Source organism: Sutterella massiliensis, from assembly GCF_016899755.1.
In the GTDB taxonomy this organism is placed as follows: domain Bacteria; phylum Pseudomonadota; class Gammaproteobacteria; order Burkholderiales; family Burkholderiaceae_F; genus Sutterella; species Sutterella massiliensis.
Map to the genome: position 1 here is coordinate 1 of NZ_JACJJC010000359.1, position 328 is coordinate 328.

The 328-nt window shown below is 54.3% G+C and carries 1 protein-coding gene; it reads right to left on the reverse strand.

Annotated elements, in window-relative coordinates:
* On the reverse strand, positions 1-328 hold a 328-nt coding region (locus H6A60_RS12910; protein WP_205105265.1), incomplete at both ends, for an FAD-binding protein.

Below are 328 nucleotides of genomic sequence, written 5' to 3' on the forward strand. Positions count from 1 at the left end.
CCCGCAATGCACCCGGCCTCGTCGTCCCAAATAAGACGCTCGGCTGCCGTTCGCGTCATGATCTTGACGCCGTTCTTTTCGTCATAAGTCTTAAGCGCCTGAATGACTTGCGACGGATTGAAAGTATGTGCGCGAGGCACGCTCATGCCTGCGGCGAGTGTCACTGTGACCGGCTTGACGCCAAGCTTTCCCCTCACCCATTCGTACATCGCCTTGCTCTCTTTCACAAATGCCCTGACGATCGCCGGATCGTTCTTGTTCTGACCGGTCGTGAGCATGTCTTTAACGAAGAGCTCTTCGCTGTCTTCAATACCACGCTTCTTTTGTT